Origin of the sequence: Savagea faecisuis (assembly GCF_042675605.1) — a bacterium.
GTDB classification, from domain to species: Bacteria; Bacillota; Bacilli; order Bacillales_A; family Planococcaceae; genus Savagea; species Savagea faecisuis.
Genome location: NZ_JBHTJF010000001.1, coordinates 182,070 through 199,871 on the forward strand (window position 1 = coordinate 182,070; position 17,802 = coordinate 199,871).

General features: G+C 41.6%; 12 protein-coding genes and 1 pseudogene. 9 read left to right on the forward strand and 4 right to left on the reverse strand.

All coding sequences use genetic code 11. The annotated features are described in order from the left end of the window. Window positions 1-221 precede the first annotated feature (221 nt). Window positions 222-1,955 (forward strand): N-acetylmuramoyl-L-alanine amidase, encoded by a 1,734-nt coding sequence (locus tag ACFQ0V_RS00905; protein WP_381008784.1) that lies wholly within the window; start codon window positions 222-224, stop codon window positions 1,953-1,955. A 45-nt stretch (window positions 1,956-2,000) separates the two neighbouring features. Here the strand turns inward: ACFQ0V_RS00905 and murJ are convergent, their stop codons facing one another. The 3 genes from murJ to csaB all read right to left on the reverse strand — a co-directional run bounded on the left by murJ (window position 2,001) and on the right by csaB (window position 5,903). Continuing rightward, window positions 2,001-3,512 (reverse strand): murein biosynthesis integral membrane protein MurJ, encoded by a 1,512-nt coding sequence (murJ, locus tag ACFQ0V_RS00910; protein ID WP_381008817.1) that lies wholly within the window; start codon window positions 3,510-3,512, stop codon window positions 2,001-2,003. Between the two features lie 78 nt (window positions 3,513-3,590). After that, a complete protein-coding gene (locus ACFQ0V_RS00915) occupies window positions 3,591-4,766 on the reverse strand; it encodes a glycosyltransferase family 4 protein (protein ID WP_381008786.1) in 1,176 nt (391 codons plus the stop codon). A 12-nt stretch (window positions 4,767-4,778) separates the two neighbouring features. Next, entirely contained in the window at window positions 4,779-5,903 is a 1,125-nt protein-coding gene (csaB, locus tag ACFQ0V_RS00920) for a polysaccharide pyruvyl transferase CsaB (protein WP_381008788.1), read from the reverse strand. Between the two features lie 144 nt (window positions 5,904-6,047). Between csaB and ACFQ0V_RS00925 the strand changes: the two genes are divergently transcribed. The 8 genes and pseudogenes from ACFQ0V_RS00925 to ACFQ0V_RS00960 all read left to right on the forward strand — a co-directional run bounded on the left by ACFQ0V_RS00925 (window position 6,048) and on the right by ACFQ0V_RS00960 (window position 16,657). Continuing rightward, window positions 6,048-6,767: a WecB/TagA/CpsF family glycosyltransferase gene (locus ACFQ0V_RS00925; protein ID WP_381008790.1), complete on the forward strand. Its 720-nt coding sequence runs from the start codon at window positions 6,048-6,050 to the stop codon at window positions 6,765-6,767. Between the two features lie 14 nt (window positions 6,768-6,781). Continuing rightward, a complete protein-coding gene (locus ACFQ0V_RS00930; protein WP_381008792.1) occupies window positions 6,782-8,050 on the forward strand; it encodes a nucleotide sugar dehydrogenase in 1,269 nt (422 codons plus the stop codon). A 30-nt stretch (window positions 8,051-8,080) separates the two neighbouring features. After that, complete coding sequence (locus ACFQ0V_RS00935) at window positions 8,081-9,466, forward strand: O-antigen ligase family protein (protein ID WP_381008794.1); 1,386 nt, start codon at window positions 8,081-8,083, stop codon at window positions 9,464-9,466. A 151-nt stretch (window positions 9,467-9,617) separates the two neighbouring features. Further along, window positions 9,618-12,650 carry an S-layer homology domain-containing protein gene (locus ACFQ0V_RS00940; protein ID WP_381008796.1) on the forward strand — a complete coding sequence of 1,011 codons (3,033 nt, stop codon included), beginning with the start codon at window positions 9,618-9,620 and terminating at the stop codon, window positions 12,648-12,650. Window positions 12,651-12,725: 75 nt separating this feature from the next. Next, window positions 12,726-15,074, forward strand: coding sequence for a hypothetical protein (locus ACFQ0V_RS00945; protein ID WP_381008798.1), 2,349 nt, complete (start codon window positions 12,726-12,728; stop codon window positions 15,072-15,074). A gap of 86 nt (window positions 15,075-15,160) precedes the next feature. Continuing rightward, complete coding sequence (locus ACFQ0V_RS00950) at window positions 15,161-15,889, forward strand: HNH endonuclease (protein ID WP_381008800.1); 729 nt, start codon at window positions 15,161-15,163, stop codon at window positions 15,887-15,889. A 202-nt stretch (window positions 15,890-16,091) separates the two neighbouring features. Next, a pseudogene (locus ACFQ0V_RS00955) lies at window positions 16,092-16,364 on the forward strand (sigma factor-like helix-turn-helix DNA-binding protein); the annotation flags it as partial. A gap of 140 nt (window positions 16,365-16,504) precedes the next feature. Then, window positions 16,505-16,657 carry a hypothetical protein gene (locus tag ACFQ0V_RS00960; RefSeq protein WP_381008803.1) on the forward strand — a complete coding sequence of 51 codons (153 nt, stop codon included), beginning with the start codon at window positions 16,505-16,507 and terminating at the stop codon, window positions 16,655-16,657. Window positions 16,658-16,723: 66 nt separating this feature from the next. Here the strand turns inward: ACFQ0V_RS00960 and ACFQ0V_RS00965 are convergent, their stop codons facing one another. Beyond that, a complete protein-coding gene (locus ACFQ0V_RS00965; RefSeq protein WP_381008804.1) occupies window positions 16,724-17,611 on the reverse strand; it encodes a hypothetical protein in 888 nt (295 codons plus the stop codon). Between the last annotated feature and the right edge of the window lie 191 nt (window positions 17,612-17,802).

Below are 17,802 nucleotides of genomic sequence, written 5' to 3' on the forward strand. Positions count from 1 at the left end.
TTAGCTCACCACTTGCGATTCTTATATGAAAAATCAAGTGAATTCTACAGTTCTAATAATAGCACAACATCTATAAAGAATCTACAAAAAGTCCTTGAGAAGAGAGAAGTTCTTCATAAGATACAAAAAGAAAAACAATTTTTTAGTGAAATGACCTAAAGTTTATACTCATTTTCATTATAAAAAGAAAAGAATCAATCAAATGATGGAGGGATTTTTCAGTGTCCAAACGAATGCGTTTTGTTGTTGTTGCTTGGATTATGATCATGTTAATCTTGCCATTGGATGTTTTAGCGAAAGCGTGGACCTTTACGGACGTCACTACAGAGTCTCGTGCGTACGATGAAATAAAATACGTAGTCGATCAAAATATTATGAACGGTCGTTCGCAAACGAAATTCGACCCAGATGCTTATGTCACACGAGCAGAAGCGGCGGCAGTAATCGGTCGTTCATTAAAATTACCGAATACGAAAAATGATACAGGATTTAAAGATGTTCCTGCCAGCCACCATTTCTCAGGCTATATTAGCGAAATGGTCGAGCGTAACATATTAGCGGGCTATCCAGACGGAACATTCCGTCCGAATGAGCAATTGACGCGTGGACAGATGGCAATGATCATCGGTCGTGCTTATTTTGATCAGTTTAGCGGTTCCGTTAGTGCCTCGGCTTCAGACTTAATGCGTAATGGTATTGCCCAGGGAATAGCGGACGGTACATTTGGTGAGCGATTAAAAATTAAACGGTCAGACTTTGCGGTATTCGTCGCTCGAACAGTAGAGCCATCTTTCCGTTTATCCGTCGTTCAACCGCCTACTCCACAACCTGAACAAAAGCCAGAAGTTGACCCGTACGTACGGACGATGTACGTCACCTCAGAACATTCGGACTTGAACGTTCGAACGGGGCGCGGCGTGCAATACCCGTCAATTATGAAACTTCCTTTCCAAACGAAAGTAGAAGCTGCTTACCCAGTTGCAGGGTGGATCAAAATTCGCGTGAACGGTGTGGAAGGATATGTCTCAGAAGCGTATTTATCGACGACATACCCACAACCGACACCAAAACCATCTCCAGGAATGTCGAAACCAGAATTGACAGGAGCGAATAAATATTTAATTTATCCAGAAGGGCAGTCGGCGCCACTCTTTGCGAGTGCGAACAGTTCGAGCAAAGTGTTAACGCGCATTCCGACAGGTTCGCAAGTTCGCGTACTGTCATCAGGAGCGTCATTCACTCAAGTACAATACGGCAATACGAAAGGATACGTCCGTTCGAACTTGCTATTTAACGTCTTCCCGACGACGCCAGCGAAGCCGACGACACTTGCGAATGAAGTGATCATCATCGACCCAGGACACGGGGGAACAGACCCAGGAGCGATTGGACACGGGTATAACGAAGCGACGGCGACGTTAGCGATTGCAAAATACGCTAAAAACTACTTCGACAACTCACCGTTCCAATTAAAAATGACGCGTGAGACGAATACGTCGATGTCGCTCGCACAACGTGTCGACTTCGCCCATCGTCATAACGGCTCTTTATTCATTAGCATCCACATTAACTCGTTCAGCAATTCGAGCGCGAACGGGATGGAGACGTACTACTACTCTCCGCGCAATACGACGCGTGATAAAGAAGCGCGAGCGATCGCCTCTTACATGCAAAATCGTGCTCAAAAAGCGTGGCGTCTCAACGACCGTAAAGTGAAAACAGCGCCGTTCCTCGTCATTCGGTTTACGGGAATGCCGTCCACTTTACTCGAAGCAGGATTCATTACGAATAAGAGCGACAATGCGAAAATTCGCAGCGCCGCATGGCAAGAAAAAATGGGCCGTGCCGTTTACTTATCTACTTTAGACTATTACTATCACGAACACGGCATGGTTTCCGAAACATTGCCTCTGTACGAAGCGATCGGTGAAAAGCCGTCGAAACGTATCCATTAAAATGAAAAAGCGTCCTATTCCAATGAAGGAGTAGGACGCTTATTTTTATGAGCGGCGCAATAAATGCATCACATCGCGGAAACCTTGTCGGTACAATACGTACAAACTGACGACATAGACTGCGACACCGAGCGGAACGAGTAGGACGAGTTGGAACAGTGGTGTGAGCGAACCGAAAAACGTCCACTCCATACAAACGTACAACACACCACCCATTACCGCAGCAGGTGGAATTGCGAAAGCTAACATTTTGAAAAATCGTGTCAATTCAGAAAAACCGATTTCCTTATAAACGATGAAGAGCGACATCGTAAATAAATACAATGTGACGATCGATGTCGATACAGCGAGAGCTGGATAGCTGAAACGATCGACTAAAAAGTAATTTAACGTCCAATTAATGACGATTGTCGTCACACTGACGCGGAAAATTAATTTCGTCTTTTGCATCGTAAAGATCGTCTTCGCTAAAATGAACTGGAATCCTTGGAAAATGACGAACGGTAAATAAAGCAATAAGACGATATACGTTCGATGTGTATCCTCAGCCGTAAATTTGCCACGTTCATATACGAATGAAATAAACGATTCACCGAGCACGAGCAAACCGACCGCAATCGGCAATAAAGTGAGCGCGGAAATTTGCAATCCTTTAAAGACGATTTTGCGGAATTGTTCGATATTGTCGTGTTGCTCGCTCAACAAAGTGAAAATAATCGCGACAATCGTCGTCGCAAAAATGGCATGCGGAATACTCGCAATGAGCGACGCGTTGTTTAAATACGTCGCCGCGGCATCGACTGTATTCGACGCGAACGAACGGTCGACGAACAAGTTAATTTGCCCGACTGCTGAATGGAGAAGGGCAGGAATTAACAATAAAAAGAACGTCTTTTTAAAGTCAGGTGTCAATTTAAACTGCAAGCGCCATTCGTAATTTGAGCGCATTAAATAATAAAGTTGAATGACGACACCGACGATCGTTCCGAAACCGAATCCGTACACGACGGAAAAAATACCGTACGTATCGCTAAATAGTAAAGCCGCAATCGCAGCACTTAACGTTGCGCTTAACTTCGCAAATTGTGACGGAACGAAAATACGACGCGACTGTAAATACGAATCTAAAATCGCACTTAATCCGACGAACGTTAACATCGTGAAGAAAATGCGTGTAATTTCAATCGTTAACGCTTTCGTATCGCCGATCATCGGCCCGAACAATAACCCGACGATCGTCTCGGTAAACAGTATGCCGATAATGCTTAAAATGATGAACAAGACGACGGAACCGTTTAACAGAGCGTTCGCATTCGCATCGCTCGCGCCTTCTCCTTTTTGACGCTCTTTCACGTAAAGAGGTAAGAAGACGTTGTTAAATCCTGATGCCGTTAATGTGATGGCCAATGTGATGAATCCGAACGACAGAACGTAAGCGTCCGTCGCGGAAGAAGCCCCGAACTCACGGGCGATGACAGCTTCCCGAATGAAACCCGATAACTTTAAAAATATCGCTAAAAGCGCAGTCCATAAAGCTGCGGAACGTAATTTAGAAATAGCGAATACTCCTTTCTACAACAGAAGAAAAAACCACGGAAAATGCACACGACACAATCCATGGTTTCCATCCGCCTATTATTTATTGATCGCCTTTTCATAAATCGCTTCGTACGAAGCAGCAGCAGCGAGGTGAGAGTAGTGGTCGACAATTTTTTGACGAGCGGCTTGCGCTAACGCTTCGCCAGCTTCGACGTCATCGATCAACTGAACCATCGCATCGCTCAATCCATCAATGCTCTTCTCTTCGACGAGCAAACCGTCTTTGCCGTGCTCGATAATTTCTTTCAAACCACCGACTGCACTTGCGATGACCGGAACGCCTGACCCCATCCCTTCCAAAGCAGAAATCGAAGTCGCCTCTTCCACACCAGCAGAATAGATCGACGGAATGATGACCGCATTCGCTAAAGAATAATAGTTCAAAATTTCCGAATGATCGACAGCGCCGATGATTGACACTTGTTTGTCGATACCGAGCTCTTCCGCTTTCGCTTTCATCTCATCCATCATTTCACCCGTACCTGCGAAAATGACTCGTGTACGTGGATGTTCTTGCAATACGGCAGGCAATGATAAAATCGGATAAATGACGCCGTTTTTCTTCGTTAAACGACGTGGCACGAAGAAGACGAATTCATCTTTGGCGATTTTGTATTGATCGCGCAATGCTTCACGTTGTTCTGTTTTCGGTTTAAATGCGTGAACGTCGATGAAGTTGCGAATTGCTGTCCCTTCGACACCTGCCATTTCTTGAATGTAATCTTTAATGCGCGTGTCGACTGTAATGATTTCGCTCGTCGCACGATACGCTTCACGCTCAGCATTCGTCAATGTCTCCGCAGCTTTCGAATTTTCAGGAACCGTACCTTTCGAGATACCTTCGAATGTTAAGTACCCGTGCACAGTGCTTGCGACTGGGATGCCTGTTGGAAGTGCTGCGAATGTCGTGTACACATCTTGTGCGTTAATGATATCGTAATTTTTTTCTTGCACTTTTTGTTGGATGATCTGTTTTAACTCTTTTGAACGTTGCTCTAAGGAATAGACGTAACCAGAGCCAGCTTCTTTTTTATTTTTTAAGAAGGCAGGACCGCGAACGATGAAGTCACGCTTCCATTTTGGGACGTCGGTGAACGATACGATATCGACTTCGTGACCGCGCGCTTCGAGCCCTGCTTTCAATGTCGTTAAATGCACGCTCAAACCACCGAGGTGGGGGTAATCATACGCCGTAGCGAGTAATATTTTCAACTGTAGTTCCTCCTATTTAGATTTACTTGAAAAGTTTTCTTTCAATAATTCAAAGTTGCGCCACGCTTCCTCTTTAAGAGGGACGATTGCGCGCTCAATTTGTTCTTCATATTGTGCTGGATTCGCAAGTAACTGATCCACCTGTTCAATTAAAGCTTCCGTCGTCTCTTCGCCTAATCGGAAAGAGTGCGGCCACATGCTCGAACGTTTTAAAAACGCTTCTACTTTCGGGTCATAACTTAGTCCGATATGTGGGACGTGTGACAACGCTGAGAAAATTAACGCATGTAAACGAAGCGCGATTGTCAACTCCGCTTTTCCGATGAAGTGGGCGATTTCGACCGGTGCGTATACGCGTTCGAAAACGACCGCGCGCGCGCCGAATTTCATCTTCTCGATAATGCGCTCGGAAATGAGCACATCAGAAGGCGTTTCCATCGTGACGAACACCGGAATGACGTCATGCTTTTCGACGATAGTGTCTAACGCTTCCGCCACGTGTTGAATGTACGTCTCTTCATGTTCGAACCAAGGGCGTGGTGCAATCGCGATGTAACGGTTATTATCTGTCAATTGCAATTCGCGACGAATCGTGTCGGCAGGGTCATGCGTCTCCAATGCGAAGACGACATCTGCTGTCACGACCGTCTCTGGTTTCGTCACGCGCAAATCGTGTAAATATTGTTTCGAGAACTCGTCGCGAACGGTGATGAAGTTCGCTTTGTTGGCGAGTCGTCGCATTAAAAATTTCCCCCACGTGCTCGTCACAGGACCGATCCCTTGTGAGAAAAACATGACGGGTGTACCGACGATCTTCGCCAATAAGACGATGAGCAAATAATACGGCAACGGTCCGAATAAAAACTTCGTCGGATACGTATCTTGCAGCAATCCACCGCCGCCAGAAATAAGAACGTCTGCGCTTTTAATTTCTTTCACTTTATTCCAATTATCTCTTCGCCACCCGCGATAAAAAGAGCGCACATTGTGCGTCTTCGCCGTCTGTTCAGGCGAGAGAGAAAGTACTGTAATTTCAGGGTTGTCATACGCTTTGCGCAAGTTGTCGACAATCGCTTGTAAAATTGCCTCATCCCCTGTATTATGCAATCCGTAAAATCCGGAAATGACAAATTTCAAAGAAAGCTCCTCCTCGAAGTATCTTAAAACACAATGATTTCCTTCAAAAATAATAACACTCCTTATACGCTCTATGCAACTTGTACTTGATTCTGATATACTGAATAGAATAAAAAACAAAACGAAGAATAATGAGGGATATAGATGAAAGAGACGTATTTAGGAGTGTCGGTCTCGCGGTACAATTACGAACAAATTATCGAGCAACTCGAGCACCGATTCGAACGACACGAGCAGTCTACCATCATCGCAGTCAATCCGGAGAAAGTGATGACTGCACAACGTGACCCTGTCGTCAAACGCTTAATTAACGAAGCGACGTTTCAAATTGCAGACGGCATCGGTATGATCCTCGCATCGAAAATAAAAGGAGGCGCCATCCGCTCACGAGTTACTGGTGTTGAGATGATGGAACGTCTCCTTCGGTTTGCCGAGGAAGAAAGTCATCCGATTTATTTATACGGCGCGAAGGCGGACGTCTTGCAAAAGGCGAGCGCCGAAATAGAAAGGCGTCACCCGAACATTCACATTGCGGGGCAGACGGACGGTTACGAGCAAGATGAAGAAGCGCTCGTCGAACGGATTCGTTCGAGCGGTGCGCGCATTTTATTTATCGCACTCGGCAGCCCGAAACAAGAACTATGGATCGAGCGCAACTTGTCACGCTTGCCAAACGTCTTACTGTTTCAGGGGGTTGGCGGGAGCTTTGATGTGTTGAGCGGTACGGTAAAGCGCGCCCCGAAAGCCTTTCAGAAGTTAGGGCTCGAATGGTTGTACCGGCTCATGACGAACCCATCAAGATGGAAACGACAGCTGAATCTACCGAAATTTCTCATTCGTGTAGTGACAGAAAAAAAGAAATGAAAGAGGTATTTTTCATGAAACGATCAATTTGTATTATCGGCTTAGGATATATTGGATTACCGACATCGGTCATGTTTGCGAACTACGGACATCGCGTTCACGGTGTAGATGTGAATGAACGAGTCGTCGAACGTTTAAGTCGCGGTGAAGTGACGATTGAAGAACCTGATTTAGAACGACGTTTAAATGAAGCGATCGACGACGGGATGTTAACAGTCGCAACGAAACCGAAAGAAAGTGACGTCTACATCGTCGCTGTTCCATCCCCAATTACCGCAGCGAAAGAGCCGAACTTCGACTACATTCGCTCGGCGACACAATCGATCGTCCCTTACGTTAAAAAAGGCGATCTCGTCATTTTAGAATCGACCGTTCCACCGCGTACAGTGGCGGACGTTATGATTCCGATCTTAGAGCAGTCTGGACTCATCATCGGGGAAGAACTATTCGTCGCACACTCGCCTGAGCGAGTTATTCCAGGACGCGTCTTCGAAGAATTAATTTCGAACGACCGCATCATCGGTGGGGTGAATGAACGAGCAGCGGAAATGACGGCGGAACTGTACAGCACATTCGTAAAAGGCAAAATGCATTTAACGGATGCGACGACAGCAGAACTCGTCAAAGTGATGGAAAATACGTACCGCGACGTGAACATCGCGCTTGCGAACGAACTCGCAAAAATTGCCGCAACGATCGGCGTCGACGTATGGGAAGCGATTCAACTTGCGAACTATCACCCGCGCGTCAATTTGCACCAACCAGGACCGGGTGTCGGTGGACATTGTATCGCAGTCGACCCGTGGTTCCTCGTCGATATTAAAAACGTCAACACACCGCTCATTCGCACAGCACGCGAGACGAACGACTTCATGCCACGCTATACGGCGATGATGACGAAAGACTTAATTGCGAACCGCCCGACGAAACGTGTAGCAACGCTCGGACTCGCATTTAAAGGAAACATCGACGACATGCGTGAAAGTCCGTCACTCGATGTCATTCATTACATGAACGAAGAAGGATTACAAGTGCGCGCGTATGACCCGCACATTTTAACAGAAGCACTTCCAGAACAGTGCACGACATTAGAAGAGACGATTGAAGAGGCGGAAGCGATTGTCATTTTGACGAGTCACGATGCCTTCGCTGAACTCGACCCAGAGCCATTAGCTGAACGAGTGGCGAACCGACTCGTCATCGATACGAAAAACTGTCTCCCGCGCGAACGTTGGGAAGCAGCAGGATTCACCGTCCAAGTACTCGGAAATTCAAAACATTAATTTAAAAAATAGAGAGAGAGTTAAATGAACATGAACAAAAGACCTAATTATTCTTTCATGTACATACTCGTCGCGTTTATCGTCTTCCAACCGTTGATCGACATTTTAACGACCGTTACAGTGAAGACGATGAACTTGCCGATTTCATTCGGCATTCTCATGCGACTAGCGTACATGTTTGCGATGGCCCTTTGGGTACTATACGCTTTGCGATTCAGTCAATATGCTAAATGGATTTTGTATTACTTAATTGGACTGGCGATACTCGTTCTCGGGAACTTCTTGATGAATATGCAGTTGAAAGACCCGTACTACATGATGCAAGAAGTGACGTTTTACTCAAAGGCGATATATTTCCCAATCGTCTTACTCGGACTCATTCTCGTGTTCGAACAATTAGCGAAAGAACGCATTAAACTACAAGCGGTGCTCATTCAAGCATTCACCATTGTCGGTGCGACAACCGGTACTGTCTTCCTCGTCTCCTTCCTTACAGGGACGGCGATGAGCAACTACGGATGGTACAAAACAGGATGGAAAGCTTGGTTCTTATCGGGGAACGAAATCGGCTCGACGATGGCCATATTACTTCCTGTCACCGCACTGTATGCGATGAACAAAATGAAATCGTGGCAACAACTGTACGCCTGGATTCCGTTCATCCTCCTCGCATTCGGCATGATCTTGCTCGGAACGAAAGTCGGATACGGTGGGATTTTAATTGCATTGATCGCCGTCATCGGCGTATCGCTCATTCAAATGTTTTGGACGCGCGAACAACCGCGTCCACAATCGATTCGCACGATGGTGACAGCAGGAGTCCTTCTCGTCGGTTTAATCGTGACGACACCGTTCACACCGGTGTACAGCAACATTTTCGGTCAAATGCAATTTCTCGGTGTAACGCAACAACAAATTGACGAAGCGCTCGGTGAAGAAGGGGAAGATGGTGAAGGGATCGAAATGACGGCCGAACAGTTCGAAAACCTCGTCTTCAGCAGCCGTGAAGTGTATCGCGCAGACTACGGTCACTACTGGGAACGCGCAGCGCTCGGACAAAAATTATTCGGGATGGGATATGCTGGACTGTATGAGCATCCGACAGAAGACAATCCGAACCGTCCGAACATCGTCGAAATGGATTTTCATGACTATTTTTACTCATTCGGGATAATTGGCTTCCTTTATATAGTCGCTCCGATTGCTTATTTAACACTCATATTTCTCGCTCGCTTTTTCCGACGCTTCAAAAATAACTGCAACGCCTTCTATTTAATGTCTGGCGTCAGCTATGTGATCGGGATCGGAATTGCGCTCACAGCAGGACATGTGCTCATGGCTCCGGCCGTCTCGATTTACTTAGCATTCTTACTCGCACTGCTCACCGTCGAAATTCGGAAGGTAAAGGATTTGTGAACAAACATTGGAAATAGCTGTATAGTTTAAACAAATTAATCAAAAGAATAGACGACAATAAAAGAATGTGCTATATTTGTATTGTGCAGTTTTGTGGGTAGACCATAATAACTGAAAAGTGTTTATTCAAAACAAGGAGGAATTCTACAAAATGACTAAGAAATCTTACAATAAGTTTGTTGCAACAGCAGCAACAGCAACTTTAGTTGCATCGGCAATTGCACCAGTTGCAGCTTCAGCTGACTCAAAACAATTCACAGACGTGAACGAGCGTTACGCTCCAGCTGTTGATTACGTAGTATCAAAAGGCGTTAACGGTAAAACAACTACACAATTCGGTGTACAAGACTCAATCAAACGTGTTGACGCGGCGGTATTCATCGCGAACGCATTAGACTTAAACAAACCAGGTTCACCAGACGCAGGTTTCTCTGATGTGCCAGCACGTGCGCAAGACGCAGTTAACGCATTAAAAGAAAAAGGCATCATCAACGGTAAAACAGAAACTCGCTACGGTGCGAACGACGTTTTAACACGTGGTGAAGTAGCATTAATCTTAGCTAACGCTTACGACCTTAAAGGTGACGCTAACTCAGTGCAATTCACTGACGTTAACAAAAACCGTTACGGTGCAGCAGTTGCTGGATTAGTAGACGCAGGCGTTACAAGCGGTATTTCAGAAACTAAATTCGGTACTGAAAACCCAGTTAAACGCGGAGACTTAGCTGTATTCCTTTACGGATTAAGCGACGAAACTCCAGAAGTTCCTTCAACTTCAGGAATCACTTCAGTAGAAGCGATCAACGATACAACTGTTGAAGTTAAATTCGGTGAAGCAATCGATAAAGACTTCATCCGTGAAGCAGAACGTAACGGAGAATACTTCCGCGTGTTCTTACAAGGTGATTCAGCATCATCTGACAAAGCAATTAAATCTGAAACAATTACTTTTGAAAACGACGGCAAAACAGCTCGTTTCACATTAGGTGAAACACTTGACGGAAAGTCAGGAGAAGTAATTGAATCAGGTAAAAAATACACTGTTGCACTTACAAACGGTGAAAACAAAACTGCAGACGTTATCCACGAATACGGTCCAACAGAACTTAAAGGTTCAGCTGCGAAACCAGAATTCAACGTTGACGCTGTAGCTGACAAAATCTTCGTTAAATTCGGAGAAAAAATGAAATCATCAGCACTCGAAGTTGAAAACTACGAAGTGTACGATGAAGGTGGTAAATCATTAGGTGACCTTGCAGATTTCATTAAAGAAACTGATAAAGGCACTTGGGTAGACGCTACGAAGAAAACAGAAGTAGAATTCACATTAAATCCTGAAGCAGACAAAAAGCTTTTAGCAGGTAAAACGTACAAGCTTTACGTTAAAGAAAATGTGAAAACAGATAAAAACAAAACATTATCTGAAAAAGATCGTACAATTTCAGTTAAAACACCTTCAATCAACGAAGCGAAACCAAAAGCGGTTATGGCTCGTGTAATTGATGGATCAGAAATCGTTGTCGTATTTGACAAAGATGTTGACAAGGAAATTACTGCAAACAAAAACCAAGTTGAAGTGAAAACAACAACTGGTAAGACAGTGGAAGTTGATGGAGTTAAAATTGGCGACAAAGCGAACGAAATCAAAATCACTGTTGTAGGTAAGGACGACGATAAATTAAATAAAGATACAACATACAACGTTGACTTACCAGCAAATGCTGTAACTAACGCTGTATTCCCGAACGCTTCAAATGACGCAGTTTCAAAACTTAAAGCAGAAGCACAGGACGACGTTGAGATTAAATCAGTTAAAGCTGATCTCAAAGCGAGCCCTAAAAATAAAAAACGTGCGGATCTTTACCTTTCATTTGATCAACGTCCAAACCTCGATACAATCGATTGGGAACAAGTTGTAATTAAAGACGGATCAGATGTATTCACTGTAAATGTTGCTAAAGCAGAAGAAAACGCAAAATACAATGCGAATAAAGAAATCGTTATTGAAAACGTATCTGAAGTATTCGAAATGGAAACAAAAGATGGCACAGAAAAGTTTGTTCCAGAAAAAGGAACAACATACACGTTCGAAATTAAAGTTGACGGAGTTGAAACAGACTCATTCGGCGACGAAAAAGGAAAAACGAACCAATCTAAACTTAAAACAACATTCGGTGGAGTTTCAGTTAACGCACCAACGGTTGACAAAGTTACACTCGTCTCTGAAAAAGAAATCAAAGTTGACTTTAAAGAAGACATCAGCTCAATTTCTGAAGATGACATTTATGTTGCAGGTGTTGAATTATACAGCAACGGAAACTTCGGTGAAATCACATTAAACGGTACTGATCATTTATCAGCATCAGTAAGTGGTTCAACACTTACATTAAAAACAAAAGGTGACACAGCATTCCACACTGGATTCGAAGATACAAACATCGAAATCAAAGCAAATGCATTCACTTCAAAAGATAACAAAGTTGAAAACGACCTTATCGAAATCGACAAAGATAACTACGACGATTTCAAACATGTCGACAACGCTGCACCAGTTATGATCGGTGCTTCAACAGACGGCGGATCAGTAAACAACGACCAAGTGTTGCTTACATTCTCTGAATCACTTGAAGAACACGGCGACACAGACAAAATCGCTACACTCTTCTCAGTGAAGAACGCTGCAAACAACGCAGTTGGTAAAGATATCTCTGTAAATGGAAACGAAGTACTCGTTACATTCAACGATGTAGTATTCGATGAAGATACAGTGATGAGCAAAGTAGAAGTTACTTACAACGCTGGTGGATCATTCTACCTCAAAGACGAAAAAGGTAACAAAGCTGCAAAAGCAACTGTTAAAGGTATCAAAGGTAAAAACCCAGAAGCTAACAGCGGCGGCTCAACGACAAAACCAGAAGAAGGTGCTAAAGTGACAGCAACTTTTGAAACAGGTAATATGAACACAATCAAAGGAAGCGGTACTATTAAAGACTTGGAATTTGATGAAGTAATTGTAAAAGCAACAATTGCAGGTCAAGAAAAAGAGTATACAACGGAAGTTACAGGTAATGAATTCATTATGAAATCAAAGGTAGTTCAAGAATACCCTAAAAATGTAACGGTTGTTGTAAAAAACAAAGGTGAAGAAGTAGCTACAAAAGTAGTAAAAGTAAAAGTTAATTAATTGAATCTAAATGATGAATAAGGGAGCTATTCTCCCTTATTCATTCATATTAATTATTAGAAAAGGAGTTTTACAATGTCTAAATCATTAAAAGTATTAAGCGCAGCGGCATTAGCAGCAGTTTCATTAACTCCAGCAGCAGTTGCAAATGCAGATACTCAAAAAGAGATTCCAGTTAATCAAGATGGTATTTATTATGAATATAATGGTCAAAAGCTATATGTAACTGTGGATGAGTTATTGACGAATAGCGAAGTAATTGACCAAATCAACGAAGTGGGCTTAGAGAATATTTATTTAATTCAAGATGGCCAAGCGGGAGCATACCAAGACTTTGTAGATGGTAAAGAAGTGAAAATTGAAGATTATGACTTACCTTCAGGCGAATATAAAGACTTGTCAGGAAACATCCATCAGTTAGGAGATGGAAACACTGAAGAGCCCGAAACACCTGGTGGAGAAGTAACAGTTGAATCTGTAAGTGCGATTAACGCTAACTATGTTACTGTTACAATCAACAAAGCTGATGAAGATCGTCTAGCACAAGAAGTTGAAGTTAAAGATGCTAATGGTAAAGTTTACCCTGTAAAAGCTCTTGACATCGCTGCTGGAGATACAACAGCTGAATTTGAATTTGTTACTGCAGTTAAAGCGGCAGACCTTAAAGGTGTTTGGACTGTAGATGGCAAAGCGTATGATTTAGATGTATTCAATAAAATTGCTAAAGTATTAGCAGCGAAAACACAAATTGAATTAAATACAGCTTTAACAGCTTTAGACCTAGATAACTACAATGCAGCTAACATTACAGAATATTTCGCAGCGCAACAAAAATTAGCTGGAACAGTAGAAGCTACTGATCTTACAGTTGCAGACATTCAAAAATTAGTTGATGATGCAAATGCTAAAGTTGAAGCTGGAAAAGATGAGAAAGCTTTAATTAAAGCAATTAAAGAAGCTAAAGACGCTAACAACCAAGTGGCATTCCTTGCTGCATTAAATAATGCTGCACTTGAACAAGTGAATCCTGATTGGGTAGCTGTAGAAGGTGAAGGCTACTTTACTAAAATTACTGGAGAAGAAGCTGATTTAAAAGCTATTCAAACTGCAATTAACACAGCGAACAACACAATCTTAAATACTTCTGTCACTTCTGAAGGAATCGATAAAGCTAAATTAACTGCTTCTAAAGAGTTAATTGCTCAGTACGCTCCTTTAACTGATAAAGGTGAGATTGCTAATACTGATGTTAAAACAAAAGCAGCTAATATTGAAATTCAATTAGCAGTTGTTGATGTTTTAGAGGCTACTACGCCAACAGCATTAAAGAACAAATTGACTGCTTTAGCTGAGTTAGATAAAGCTAAATTAGACATGAAAAATTATGTTGATGCTAACGGTAAGGCATATGTGAAGGCAATTGCTGATGAAACAGACAAAGCAACTAAACTTGCAACAACTGATCAAATCAATACATTATTGACTACTGTTAATACTGCTGAAGCTAAGACTTTAGTGGATGCTGTAAATACTGCTGCAAAAGCAGTAGATTCTCAAACTCCAACAGTTGCTCAACAAGATGCACTTCTTAAAGCACTGAAAGATTTAGGCTTAAAGCAAGTAGCTGATTCAAACAAAGCACAGTATGCTAAAGATGCATCAGCGTTCGCTACTGAATCAGATACAGCTGCATCTAAAACTAAAGAAGATGTACAAACACAAGTTAATACATCAAACGTTACGGCAGTAACTTCTGCTACAGACGCTGATGATTTACTAGTAGCATTAAAAATTCTTGAGCTTAAAAACGTTGTAGATGCTAATAAAGATGCTTATCTTAAAGATGTTCAAGACACACAGGATGGAACAATTAAAGAAGCACAAGATGCAACTGGAATTGATGCAGCATTAAAAGCAATTAACTCTCAAGTAGCAATTGATGCAGCAGTGAAAGCGATCAACGAAGCTAAAACAGCTACAGAAGTTAAAACAGCATTAGACAAATTAGCGAACGAAGGTAAAGTTGAAGGTTACCTAAACGTAACTTCTGCTGACCGTATCTTTATCGCTGAACAAGTATTAGATGCGCGTGATGAGATCGAAGCTGCTGGTGATGCTAAAGCTAAAGAATTTGCTGATGAAACAGCAGTAGGAGAAGCAGTAACAGCTGCTACAACTGCTCGTACAAATGCAATTGAAGGAGTAAACGATTTAAAACTTGAGACTGATTTAACTGAAATTGCTGCTGCTTTATTAGCAGTAGGTCATGAGTCACTATCAGGTGCAGATGCTCCAACAGCTAACGACACAAACATTGCAGATGCATTCATCACTTCATTAGGATTTGATGACGAAGGAGCAATTAAACCACAGTTCCGCTCAATTGCTGAGATTCGTGCAGCGATTACTAAAGTTGTAAAATAATATCAACTCAACGATTTGAGTAGATTATAAGAAAGGACTAGCCTTCGGGTTGGTTCTTTCTTTGTATAAGGAGGGTTAAGAGTAGTATGAGCTTTAGTTCAAAGGTGCGTGAAAAAGCACTACTTGCGAGTAAAAGGCATTGTGTGTGGTGTGAAAAGGCTCAAGGGATTACTGTAGAGTGTCATCACATCGTTCCTAAAGCGGAGGGAGGCGATAACACCTTTGAAAATTGCATTCCCGTATGTTTAAATTGTCACGGTATTCTAGGATCATATAATAGTAAACACCCTAAAGGCACTAAAATATCCTCTAGTGAGATGATAAGAAGAAGAGATGATTTCTATGAACGAGTTAGACGAAACGAGTTTCCGATACAAGATACGCAATTTTCATCCAAAAAATTATTGACTGATTATGATGTACGGACATATGAGGAGATTGTAGCTGTTTTTAATGATAGTAATCTTGAGTATTACTTAACTGAGTATGATTTAGGAAATGATTTTAATAATGAAGTCTTTATTCCCTTGTCTAAATTTTATAAAAATGCAGGTAATCCAGTCACAATGTTTATTGATGAAGATTTAGAATATTTAAGACAAACGCTAATAACAGATACAAAAAATTTCCTTTTGTATAAAGCAAGTTATACATATCCCACAAGCTACGGAACACAAGCTTTAAATTGTTGGAAGAACTATGATTATTCTGATGAAGAAAGTGCAAGTATGAATAGAGAGTTCAATGATCTGGCAACGAGTGTCTGGGATTCTTATTGCGATTTAATTAAACGTTTCAAAAGAAAATTAGCCTAGCTAAATACAGGCACTCACACAATTCTGACAATTCGTTAGAAGTTGGATTGGCAAGGAAGAACTGACCTTCTGGTTGGTTCTTTCTTTTTTGGTTTGGTAGAATGTATCTGTTAATCTAAAAGTGAGCCACATCGCAATTGAAAACTGAGCCACCTTGTAAGAAAATAATCCTAACCTAGTAGAATGGTTAGGAGGAAAAAAGGTGATCTCATTGAACAAAAAACAACAAGTTTTACTTGCTTACTTTCAAGAAAATGAAAGTCAAAGGCAAATTGCGAAACGGCTTGATCTTTCAAGAAATACTGTAAAGAAATATATTGATCAAGAATTGGTCGCGAAGCAACAGGATACGCGTAATCTCCCGATTACGAATAACTACGTATCGCCACCTTCATACAAAAAGCGAAAAAGTTCAAGAAGCGTTTTAACGACAAGTATTCAAAAGAAAATTCGCTACATGATTAAACAAAATCAATGTTTATGGCAGAATGAGAATGAACAGTTCGGCAGCTAATTTATGGACACAAAAATAGCCACTTGCCAACTCCTCCAAAATCACACACTCTCGATGATTGGGAAATCAAGTAGAGAGGGGTATGCAAGGAGATGTTAGCAATGGCCGAAATTAATTATATCAGATACGAAACGAATACCAAAGGAAAATCCTATTCATCTGTTGCCAAACAAATGAATCGTGATGGCAGAACTATTAAGAAATATTCAGAACAAGGCGGCAACTGCTTAAACAAAAAAGAAAAGCATACGTAATGGATGCCTTGAATGTATTTTATCAAACCTAGAAAAGAATCAGCCTAAAGAGGCTAGTTCTTTTATTTAATGTTTCTGACTTATCAAATCTTTGACATGATTGAAATCTAAATCTGTCACAAATCCACTTTCCATAATTTGTAAATCCTTCTGCTCTTCTGCCACTCTCTGTTTAGCATCTAATTGATGAATCAATCGATCAAGTGAAGCTAATCCCTTCCACTGTCTAGATTCCATCAACTGCTCTGTCACTACTTGTTTCCTTTCAGAAGACAAACGGGGATAATTAGATAGAGGCAAAGTTTCCAATTGATCACGCAATATTTGAACATCTTCTACTTTAACCAAGCGAGCAACTTTCTCTTCCAAAGCAATTACCTCGTCTTGAATCTTATTTACAGGTACATTCACACCAAATTGAGTATATAAACGATTAATGACTTCTTCACGTCCTGACTTACCAAGATTAATAAAATCATCTCCTACATTTTCAATCGCAAAATCCATTAATTGTTCTATATCTGTTTTCTCGATACTTTCTTGTGGCAAAGCTTCCAATAAATCATCTAGTCTCTCCTGCAATTGCTTCTTCAATGGACTAGTTTGACATGATGAGATGTAAATACGTAATTCATCCGCTTGCTTATATGTTGTTACATTATTAATTTCTTGTTGTACTTTTAACAAACGCTCTAACCAATTAATTCGTAACAGTAATTCGTTCTTCTCACCCCATCGAATCATCATTTTGGACGTGTCATCTATAATAGATTGTAAGGCTTCTACATCAATGTCTAATGCCTTTTCCAATTCCATCAAGCGAATATTTAAATCTTCATATAAACCGATTTCATCTACAACAATTGTAGATGTATATTTTAAACTCTCGTCTAATACCGAGGCTTTTGAGACTTCAACTGCACTGCTCCCTGGAAACGACATAAAATTAATCATTTTGAAAACCCCCTTACATACTACACTCATTATACAGGTTAAAAGCATATATAAAAAGAATGTAGAAAATGTTTATAGAAAAATAAAAATACATTCTCTTAACGAGTACATTGCAGTCTACTAGGTACTGTCAATATTTTTGTGTAAATGATGATTCACCCGTTCAAGGGAACTCATCACCTGTGTATTCA

Excerpts from the sequence above, each read along its gene's own strand:
- ACFQ0V_RS00965 (WP_381008804.1), bottom strand. The coding sequence starts at position 17,611 with ATGATTAATTTTATGTCGTTTCCAGGGAGCAGTGCAGTTGAAGTCTCA.
- ACFQ0V_RS00940 (WP_381008796.1), top strand. The coding sequence starts at position 9,618 with ATGACTAAGAAATCTTACAATAAGTTTGTTGCAACAGCAGCAACAGCA.
- ACFQ0V_RS00945 (WP_381008798.1), top strand. The coding sequence starts at position 12,726 with ATGTCTAAATCATTAAAAGTATTAAGCGCAGCGGCATTAGCAGCAGTT.
- ACFQ0V_RS00930 (WP_381008792.1), top strand. The coding sequence starts at position 6,782 with ATGAAACGATCAATTTGTATTATCGGCTTAGGATATATTGGATTACCG.
- ACFQ0V_RS00960 (WP_381008803.1), top strand. The coding sequence starts at position 16,505 with ATGGCCGAAATTAATTATATCAGATACGAAACGAATACCAAAGGAAAA.
- ACFQ0V_RS00925 (WP_381008790.1), top strand. The coding sequence starts at position 6,048 with ATGAAAGAGACGTATTTAGGAGTGTCGGTCTCGCGGTACAATTACGAA.
- ACFQ0V_RS00950 (WP_381008800.1), top strand. The coding sequence starts at position 15,161 with ATGAGCTTTAGTTCAAAGGTGCGTGAAAAAGCACTACTTGCGAGTAAA.
- ACFQ0V_RS00935 (WP_381008794.1), top strand. The coding sequence starts at position 8,081 with ATGAACAAAAGACCTAATTATTCTTTCATGTACATACTCGTCGCGTTT.